The 9,194-nt window shown below is 41.8% G+C and carries 10 protein-coding genes and 1 pseudogene; 9 read left to right on the top strand and 2 right to left on the bottom strand.

The window, feature by feature from the left end; translation table 11 throughout:
• Nucleotides 1-834: 834 nt before the first annotated feature.
• The 9 genes and pseudogenes from HC179_RS13385 (at nt 835) to HC179_RS13350 (ending at nt 6,679) form a co-directional block, all read left to right on the top strand.
• Entirely contained in the window at nt 835-2,064 is a 1,230-nt protein-coding gene (locus tag HC179_RS13385; protein ID WP_168864762.1) for an aminopeptidase, read from the top strand.
• A 182-nt stretch (nt 2,065-2,246) separates the two neighbouring features.
• Entirely contained in the window at nt 2,247-2,690 is a 444-nt protein-coding gene (locus HC179_RS13380; RefSeq protein WP_168864748.1) for a hypothetical protein, read from the top strand.
• Between the two features lie 35 nt (nt 2,691-2,725).
• Nucleotides 2,726-3,166: pseudogene (locus tag HC179_RS21010) on the top strand (GNAT family N-acetyltransferase); the annotation flags it as partial.
• 72 nt (nt 3,167-3,238) lie between these two features.
• Entirely contained in the window at nt 3,239-3,634 is a 396-nt protein-coding gene (gene aac(6'), locus HC179_RS13375) for an aminoglycoside 6'-N-acetyltransferase (protein WP_277351324.1), read from the top strand.
• A gap of 5 nt (nt 3,635-3,639) precedes the next feature.
• Nucleotides 3,640-4,392 (top strand): class I SAM-dependent methyltransferase, encoded by a 753-nt coding sequence (locus tag HC179_RS13370; RefSeq protein ID WP_168864747.1) that lies wholly within the window; start codon nt 3,640-3,642, stop codon nt 4,390-4,392.
• An 11-nt stretch (nt 4,393-4,403) separates the two neighbouring features.
• A complete protein-coding gene (locus HC179_RS13365; protein WP_168864746.1) occupies nt 4,404-4,871 on the top strand; it encodes an NUDIX hydrolase in 468 nt (155 codons plus the stop codon).
• 27 nt (nt 4,872-4,898) lie between these two features.
• Nucleotides 4,899-5,765, top strand: a complete 867-nt coding sequence (locus HC179_RS13360) for an AraC family transcriptional regulator (RefSeq protein ID WP_168864745.1) — start codon at nt 4,899-4,901, stop codon at nt 5,763-5,765.
• A gap of 71 nt (nt 5,766-5,836) precedes the next feature.
• Nucleotides 5,837-6,082 (top strand): cytoplasmic protein, encoded by a 246-nt coding sequence (locus HC179_RS13355; protein WP_168864744.1) that lies wholly within the window; start codon nt 5,837-5,839, stop codon nt 6,080-6,082.
• 294 nt (nt 6,083-6,376) lie between these two features.
• A complete protein-coding gene (locus HC179_RS13350; protein WP_168864743.1) occupies nt 6,377-6,679 on the top strand; it encodes a DUF5658 family protein in 303 nt (100 codons plus the stop codon).
• A 21-nt stretch (nt 6,680-6,700) separates the two neighbouring features.
• Here the strand turns inward: HC179_RS13350 and HC179_RS13345 are convergent, their stop codons facing one another.
• Entirely contained in the window at nt 6,701-7,519 is an 819-nt protein-coding gene (locus HC179_RS13345) for a YqhG family protein (protein ID WP_168864742.1), read from the bottom strand.
• Entirely contained in the window at nt 7,497-9,194 is a 1,698-nt protein-coding gene (locus tag HC179_RS13340) for a DEAD/DEAH box helicase (RefSeq protein WP_168864741.1), read from the bottom strand. Before HC179_RS13340 ends, HC179_RS13345 begins: the two co-directional genes overlap by 23 nt.

The raw sequence follows: 9,194 nt of genomic DNA, 5'->3' as shown, positions 1-9,194 counted from the left end.
TCCTCATCGCCGTGATGAAGACCTCAGTGACGAGGGAAAAGGAGAAGAGAAGTCCTCATCGCCGTGATGAAGACCTGAGTGCCGAGGGAAAAGGAGAAGAGGAGGCCTCATCGCCGTGATGAAGACCGCATTGACGAGGGAAAAGGAGGAGAGGTGTCCTCATCGCCGTGATGAAGACCTCAGTGACGAGGAAAAAGGAGAAGAGGTGTCCTCATCACCGTGATGAAGACCTCAGTGACGAGAAAAAAGGAGGAGAGGTGTCCGCATAGTCGTGAAGAAGACCTCAGGGACGAGGGAAAAGGAGAAGAGAAGTCCTCATCGCCGTGATGAAGACCTCAGTGACGAGGAAAAAGGAGAAGAGAAGACCTCATCGCCGTGATGAAGACCTCAGTGACGAGAAAAAAGGAGAAGAGAAGTTCTCATCACCGTGATGCAGACCTCAATGGCGAGAAAAAAGGAGAAGAGAAGTCCTCATCGCCGTGATGAAGACCTCAGTGACGAGAAAAAAAGGAGAAGAGAAGTTCTCATCACCGTGATGAAGACCTCAGTGGCGAGAAAAAAGGAGGAGAGGTGTCCTCATCACCAATATAAAGACCTTGGTGACAATGAAATTTCATTGAAATGTCATAGATGAAGCGGAAAGGTAAGATCCGGCCAAGGCCACTATTTCAAAGCTATGCGAAAAGCGAGAAATTTCCCAAGAAAGAGATTAAAACGGGGTTTTAGGTCACGTTAGCAATTATGTTCTTGGTTCTAAAACATAATATTTCTACCTAAACCTACACACCTGCAACCTATGATACAATATTCTCATCAACCAAAAGGAGGTAATACATAGTGATACAAGAAAAATTGACCAAATACGCAGAACTTGCGCTAAAAGTTGGGATCAACCTGCAAGAAAACCAGCCTCTAGTCATCAATGCCCCAATATCAGCAGCACCATTTGTCAGAGAGGTGGCAAAAATCGCATACAAGCTAGGTGCTAAATACGTACATACTGAATGGAACGACGAACAACTAACAAAGATTACATATGAAACGGCCTCAACAGACTCTCTCCAGACTGTTCGCGAGTGGAAAGTAAAAGGCATGGAGGAAATGGCGGAAGATGGAGCGGCATTTATGTCCATCGTTGCTTCCAACCCAGATCTTCTGAAAGACGTAGACCCTGAGCGCGTATCCATTTCTAATAAAGCTCAGGCAAAAGCCATGCAAAACTACCGGAAATACATCCAAACTGCTAAAGTCAGCTGGGCGATAGTTTCCGTACCATCACAAGAGTGGGCAGCTAAGCTATATCCAGGCAAATCTCCTGAAGACCAGGTTGCAAGCCTTTGGGAAAACATTTTCCAAGTAACACGTGTTAATGAAAACGACCCTGTAGAAGCTTGGAATAAGCACATCAAAACCTTACAAGAAAAGTTACATGTACTTAACTCGAAAAAATACAAAAAGCTTCATTACAAAGCCCCAGGAACGGACCTAACTATCGAGCTTCCAAACGAACAGGTTTGGCTTGGCGGTGGAATGAACAATGATCAAGGTACTTATTTCGTTCCGAACCTACCAACCGAAGAGGTGTTTACGGCACCTGTAAAAACCGGAGTAAACGGTGTAGTGGCATCCACTAAGCCGTTAAACTTGAACGGAAATTTGGTAGACAACTTCAGCCTTACATTTAAAGAAGGCAAGGTGGTAGAGTTCACTGCAGAGCAAGGATATGAAGTGTTGAAAAAACTTTTGGAAACCGATGAAGGAGCCCTACATTTAGGGGAAGTTGCGCTTGTTCCACACAGCTCACCAGTTTCCAAACAGGAAGTTATTTTCTTTAATACACTGTTTGACGAAAATGCCTCTTGTCATTTGGCTCTAGGTTCTGCCTACCCGATCAATATTGAGGGTGGCGCAAAAATGAGCAAGGAAGAGTTAGAAGCAAAGGGAATCAACACCAGCATGATCCACGTAGACTTCATGATTGGTTCAGGGGAGCTGAACATAGAAGGGGAAACGGAAGATGGAGTTAAAGAAGCAATCATGACAGATGGAGAATGGGCAATCTAAACATAGAGCAGGAGAATTTCTTTTTGAAAAAGAAGTTCACCTGCTTTTTCTTTTGGTAAAATAAAAAGAAAGATTTTCTAAAACTGGTAAGGAGTACTCAATTGGAAGTTAAATAGGGAAGGTTTTAAACTCACTGAAATAGAACTATTAGAAAAGCTAGTTTAATAAGGAGGGATGAGTAGTTGAAAAAGATAATGATACTTTGTCTTCTTATCACAGTTCTAGCTACAAATCAGGTGTTTGCCTTGGATTGGGCTTATCCATTTGTGGTTTATAAAGGTGGAGTGTATGAAGTGACTGAAGAACGACTCACTACTGGAGAAATTGGTGATGAGATTGGTGAGGTAAAAAGCAGGGCTGATGAGTACTCTGGCAAATATTATGGAGATGCATCTAACCTTTTTGCTAGAGGCACAAAGTATTATGCCATTGAGGGGGTTGGACCTGATACATCCATAGCGGTTGAAGTTCGTAGTGGGGAGTGGGTAAAAGCTGTATACCTCCATGAAGCACCTTTTCATTGGAGGAATCTCCTACCGCATATTTTGCTTGGAATTGCCGCTTTTGTTCTTTTTATTATTTATTCCTTGAGGTATGCAAGTAAAAGAGAGACCCGTCAGCATTAGTCGTGAAGATATTAGAATAGAAGAGGGACAAAACCATGAAAATTACACTACGCCAAATAACAGCTGGAAACTGGCAAAAAGCAATTAAATTAAAAGTATCAGAGGACCAACAAAACTTCGTCGCATCGAACCTGTATTCCCTTGCGCAAGTGCAGTTCTTACCGGAATTTAAGGTAATGGGAGTTTATGTGGAAGAGGAAATGGTTGGTTTTACGATGTATGGGATTGACGCGGATGACGGGCACTACTGGATCTACCGTTTAATGATAGATGAAAGATCGCAAGGGAAAGGATTTGGAAAGGCTGCACTTAATGAAGTGCTGAAGGACATAAGAAACACAAACTCCACAGGGATTCCGTATGTCGTGCTTGGCTTTGAACCGAAAAACCACCTAGCGAAAAAGATGTATGAAAATGCTGGTTTTGTAGAAACGGAGATGGCTTCATGGGGAGAGCAGCTGGCAAGATTAGAATTAAAAACAGCAGATGATACCAAGGATCATAAGGTAGTGGGAGCTTTGACCGTTCATAAAGAGCATTACACCGAAATGGCGTTAGACCTCTGGCCGGAAAGCACCGAGGAGGAACTCCATGACTCCTTTCGTGAGATTATGGCTTCCAACCGGGACAAGATTTTATTTTACTGCTTAGGTTCCGAGTTTGTCGCCTTTATCCATCTTTCTATCAGAGTGGATTATGTGGAAGGAACGGAATCATCACCAACCGGGTACATAGAAGGGGTATATGTGAAGCCTCATTACAGAAGGAAAGGGTACTCCGCAAAGCTAGTGGAGGTAGGAGAAAAGTGGCTTAAAAAGAAAGGCTGCAAGCAAATCGGTTCAGACATCCATCTGGACAATCATGTAAGCTATGATTTCCACATTGGAATGGGTTTTAAGGAATCAAGCAGATTAATCGCATTTATTAAAGATATAAAGGGGTAGTAGGGATGAATCAACTATTGGAAAGTAATCGCAAAAGCTGGGACAAGGTCGCCCATTATTTCAACGGGGTGGATGCCCTTCCATGTTACGGGCCTTTCAGTCAAACTGAAGATGAATTGCAGCTTTTGGATGATTTGCAAAACAAAAAGGTCTTGGATATCGGGTTTGGAAGTGGTCATTCTTTAAAATACATGGCAGAGGAAAAAGGTGTAAGTGAACTATGGGGAGTGGACCTTTCCTCCGAGCAAAAATCAGCTGCAGAAAAGACACTTCAAGGACTGAAACCCCGCTTATTTTGTGCGCCGATGGAGCAAGAAATTAACCTTCCTAAAGATTATTTTGATTGTGTTTATTCCATCTATGCATTGGGGTGGACGACGGATTTGAAGGCAACCTTACAATTAATCCATTCTTATCTGAAAAAAGGAGGAAGCTTCCTTTTCAGCTGGGATCACCCTTTATACGCTCATATTAGTAGCGAAAATGGTGTCCTGACTTTAGACGGCTCCTATCAGCAAGAAGGACTGCACACCTTTGAAAAGTTCAAAGGGGAAGATGCACCGATGACAATCCATACTAGAAAACTGGCAACCTACATAAATGAACTGATTCAAGCAGGCTTTACCATTGAAAAAGTAGTGGAAAGTGATGTGGGAGAACGCTTTAAAGGTGAAGACGCCCCGGTATCTGACCGCTACTATTCTCTTTATAAAACGCGTAGGTTTCCATCGACACTAATTATTAAAGCCAGAAAATAAGGGGGATTAGGATGTTTTTTATTAATGTGGAAGGTGCGGTGTACAGAGGGGACAAATGGCTGATGATTGAAAGGAGTCACAAGGAGGAGCATGCAGGAGGGATGCTTTCCTTTGTTGGAGGGACGGTTGATCCAGAAGGTGCTTCTTCTAATATTTTAGAACGGACTTTGAGACGTGAGTTAATGGAGGAAGTGGGAATCAAGGTTCATGAAAATATGACGTATGTCCGCAATACCTCTTTCGTTTTGACGGATGGCCGGGAAGTTGTGGACATCGTATTCTTGTGTGAATGGAAGAGTGGCGAGCCTTATCCTAAGAGTCCGGATGAGGTGGAGGCTGTGCGTTGGTTGACGACCGAAGAGATAATTAATCATCCCCAGACGGAAGCCTATTTACATGACAATATAAGAGAAGCAGATCGATTAAGAAACCTGCCAAAACATAGCACAAATGAACAGGAAACCAATTGTTCACGCTGATAGGATAGACATAAGGGGTGAGGTAATATGGCGTTGGTAGAGTCGATTCAGCAGGCAATCGAATATATGGAAAAGAACCTGACAGAAGACATTACGATTGGGGATATAGCTAGACATGCAAATGTTTCTTCCTTTCATTTTCAACGTACATTCGGTTTGTTGACGGATACATCGGTTGCAGAATATTTGAGAAGAAGAAGGTTGACACTTGCTGCACAGGAATTGCTTACAACAGACAACAGAATCATCGATATCGCCTACAAATATGGTTACGACACTCCCGAGGCTTTCACGAAGGCATTCCGAAGGCAACATGGTACTTCTCCAACAGAAGTGCGGAAGCATGAAGGGAAGCTGCAAACTTATAACCGCCTGGTGATCCAGGTGACATTGGAAGGGGCAGAACCGATGAAGTATAGTGTAGTGAACAAAGAGGCATTCACAGTAGCTGGGAAAAAACGAAGATTTTCATGTGCTAATGATGAGCAGTCCAGGGAGATCCCGAAGTTTTGGCAGGATGTGAATGCAGAAGGTTTCACAGATAAGCTGTTTACATTAAATAATGGTGCCATTAAAGGCGTCCTTGGTGTATGTGAAGGAACTACAGAAGAAATGAAGTCGGATCAAGTGATGGACTATTGGGTGGCTACTTCTGTAGAAGGGGAGATCCCAGAAGAGTTGGAGAAAATGGAGATTCCTGCTTCAAAATGGGTAGTCTTTGAAGTACACGGTCCTATGCCGTATGCCATGCAAGATACTTGGAAGCGAATCTTCTCGGAGTGGTTTCCATCCAACAGCTACGAACATTCTGGAGCACCGGATTTTGAATTGTACACAGATGAGGATCCGTCAAACCCGGATCTTTACTCAGAGATTTGGATACCGATAAAATAAATGGTAGATAGTCCACCTTGTCGTGAAAAGGTGGACTCTTGTTTTTTTTGAAAATAGAGAGGAGAGATAGTATGGAAGGTTATATTGCTAATGCGCACAAATTCAGCAGTCATCATAAAGGAGATTTAGAAAAGGATAGGAAATGTGGGTGTTTTTTTTGTCTGGAAATTTACAGTCCTTCTCTTATAAAGGAATGGATTGATCAAGATCAAACGGCCTTATGTCCCCATTGCGGAATTGATCCAGTTCTTGGTGAAAGTTCAGGGTTTCCTATTACTAAAGATTTTTTAGAAAGTATGCACCGAGCATGGTTTTAGTATTGAAATCTCTATAAGTGCAAGAAAGAGCAGAATCCCGCAATTTCTGGCATCTAAGGAGCGGAACGATGCCAGAAAAAACATTTAGCCCCGAAATCTGTCTCCATACAAATTTTTATACCACAAGAAATCTACCCCAACACCACAACAACTTATAATTCTACTCAAAATGGATAGACTGGAGAAATAATAATAGTTATTCGTTCTTAAAAAAGAACAAAATACTTGCTTTATAGAAAATATCAAAGGTATAATTGTTCTTGAAAAAGAACGTAATTTTCGTGGAGGTGTGGGATGGTCAAAAAGCTATTAATCGCGCTGCTGTTATTAAACATATTTGACGGAGTTGCCACCTATTTTGGCCTGCACTTTCAGTTAATTAATGAAGGCAATCCATTAATGAAATCCCTCTATGAGACAAGCCCGGCCTTATTTTTACTCTTTAAACTTGGAGTTTCCGCAATATTACTCTTTTTCATAAAAAATAACTTGAAACTCAAGTCGGCCCTCCTTAAAGTGGTCTGCCTTACCGCCGTGTGTGGATATAGCCTTGTCACATTCCTACATATCTACTGGATCTACTACTATTTAAATTGAAAACATACACAATGGTAGTATTCATCTACCACTGTGTATGGTATTGATAAAATTGGGACCCAAATAGAAAAGCCCGCCGTTAATGGTTGTCACATGAATTTTCGGCTCATATTGCTCTTGAAGAGCCTTCTTCTCCGTTTCATAGGCTTCAGGTTTTTCTTCGTCATCCTCGTAAAAATGCTTTAAAAGCTGAAGATCTTGATCCCATCTTTTCCGTGCGTCTTCTGCCCATTGATGATCTTCACTTGCTATAAACCCATTTACGTAATGCTCAAGCCTAGTAAGGCCACTTGCTGGCTTTATAATCGGAGTCATGGTAAAGCAAAAATCAGGAATTTTAGGGGTCAGATTGATCTTTTCCACTTCTTCTTGAAACTTCTCTACAATCGTACCAGTAATCAGATGGATACCAAGTGACATAATGACGTCTTTCTTGCGGTCACATTGATAACTTACTTTCATATTTACATTTAGCCACGGATGCAGCGGAAGATGGCCTGCACCGGTATGAGAAGGAATATTTTCATACAGCCGAATATACCCTGCAAGACTTTTCGTGGATTCAAAAATTTGATGCATCCGAGGAGAACCAAAATGGACATGATCCCCTTTTAAGTCTTCCGGTGCCTTGTTGCTGTCGGTAATCAATGTCATTTTCATTGGATTCGGCACGCCGCCTGTTTTCTCTAGATAGTGCCAATAAAAAGGCCGGTTCATCAGTTCTTTGTCCATATCAATGGTCAATTGTACGGCAAGATGGCTGTTCGTGTTCTCGACTATTTCACAGCTGTTTGCCGTAAAATATCGCTCCAAAAACCTATGAATTTCCCGCTGCTGCATGTGGGCCGTCCTCCTTTTTCATCTGATCGGCAAATTCAATAATAGAGGAGAGGTTCTCCATCTTTATCTTCATTTCACCCTCTGATTTTGAATGAAGCATGATATCTTGTATGTGTTCTTCTAAATTCTTGATTTCCATCTTCGTTAAGATATCATCAAGCTCTCCAATTACGCGTTCAAACAGATTAATTTTTTCATATAACAACTTTAAGATATGTTCCTCAACGGTGTTGCTTGTGGCAAAATTATAGATGTTCACATCGCGCTCTTGTCCCAGCCTGTGAATCCGGCCAATGCGCTGTTCAAGTCTCATCGGGTTCCAGGGAAGGTCATAGTTAATAATATGGTTACAGAATTGCAGGTTGATCCCCTCGCCCCCGGCTTCTGTCGCAATCAGCACTTGCACATGATTTTTAAACAGCTCTCTCATCCAATCCTTTTTACCCCGCTTGAAGCCACCGCGAAAAGGAACGGAGGTGATGCCATTTTGCTTTAAGAACCATTGGAGATACATTTGTGTCGCTCTATATTCGGTGAAAATGATGACCTTGTCATTTACATTTCGAATCAGCTCTAAAACCTTCTCTGCTTTAGAGTTCCGTCCAACCAAATCAATTTTTTCAAAAATGTTCAAAAGCCCCTGTGAGGGTTGATAATGTGGATTTTCTTGTTGCTTCCGTTCAATCATGTTTTTAACGGTATAATAGACAGCTTCTCTGCTGCTGCAAGCTTCCCGCTGCAAGGTCATGATGGAGAATTGACTGGTAATCGGCACATAAGGGTCTGTCTTTAACTGATTAATGGCATCATAAAGATCCTGTTCCTCTTTTGAAAATTCAATGATACAAGACTCCACATTTCTTTTTGGCCAATCGATGCCCGTATCCCCGCGCCTGTTTCGGATCATCACTTTATTGACGAGTTCTTTTAAATAATCGTCGTTCTCAAGCTTTCGGTCTTTTGCACGAAATACTTCCGTAAAATTACTCTCGCTCCCTAGGTGGCCAGGTTTTAGAAGGGACACTAGGTTGAAAATCTCTTCCACTTTATTTTGAATAGGAGTGGCTGTTAACAAGAGGCAAAACTTCTTCTTTAAATTCTGCACAAATTCATAGTTTTTGGTTTTATTATTTTTCAGTTTATGAGCCTCATCAATGATCACCATGTCGTATTCCAAGCTATTGATGATTTCGCGATGCGGACTCCTTTTTGCGGTATCAATAGAAGAAACCACAACATCACATTGCTCCCAAACATAACTCTTTTTTTGACCGATGGCAGGGATGTAGAATTTTTGATTCAATTCAATGGCCCATTGTGATACAAGGGATGCTGGAACTAAAATCAATACCTTCTTCACTAGTCCTCGAATCATATATTCTTTAAGAATAAGTCCAGCTTCAATGGTTTTACCTAGCCCCACTTCATCGGCAAGGATGGCTTTTCCGTTCATCTCCTCCACCACATTTCTGGCAACTTCCAATTGGTGAGGAAGTGGAGTCAGTTGTGGCAAGTGGGAAGGAGCAAGCAATCCTTCAAATTCTGGGATGCTAAGATGACTTTCCACTTCTAACGCAAGCTTGAATAGTTCGTAATTAGCCCAAGGACCATCATCTTCCATACGTTTTAACAGTTCGTCCTGCCATTCTTTATCAAAAACAATCTCTACATTCAT

Origin of the sequence: Bacillus sp. RO1 (genome assembly GCF_012524115.1) — a bacterium.
Lineage (GTDB): Bacteria > Bacillota > Bacilli > Bacillales > Bacillaceae_I > Sutcliffiella_A.
Note: the sequence above shows the minus strand (reverse complement) of the source record. Positions and strands in the feature narration are given on the sequence as shown.

Coding starts and splice junctions, on each gene's coding strand:
- HC179_RS13370 (WP_168864747.1), top strand. CDS start 3,640: ATGAATCAACTATTGGAAAGTAATCGCAAAAGCTGGGACAAGGTCGCC.
- HC179_RS13365 (WP_168864746.1), top strand. CDS start 4,404: ATGTTTTTTATTAATGTGGAAGGTGCGGTGTACAGAGGGGACAAATGG.
- HC179_RS13360 (WP_168864745.1), top strand. CDS start 4,899: ATGGCGTTGGTAGAGTCGATTCAGCAGGCAATCGAATATATGGAAAAG.
- HC179_RS13355 (WP_168864744.1), top strand. CDS start 5,837: ATGGAAGGTTATATTGCTAATGCGCACAAATTCAGCAGTCATCATAAA.
- HC179_RS13350 (WP_168864743.1), top strand. CDS start 6,377: ATGGTCAAAAAGCTATTAATCGCGCTGCTGTTATTAAACATATTTGAC.
- HC179_RS13345 (WP_168864742.1), bottom strand. CDS start 7,519: ATGCAGCAGCGGGAAATTCATAGGTTTTTGGAGCGATATTTTACGGCA.
- HC179_RS13340 (WP_168864741.1), bottom strand. CDS start 9,194: ATGAATGTAGAGATTGTTTTTGATAAAGAATGGCAGGACGAACTGTTA.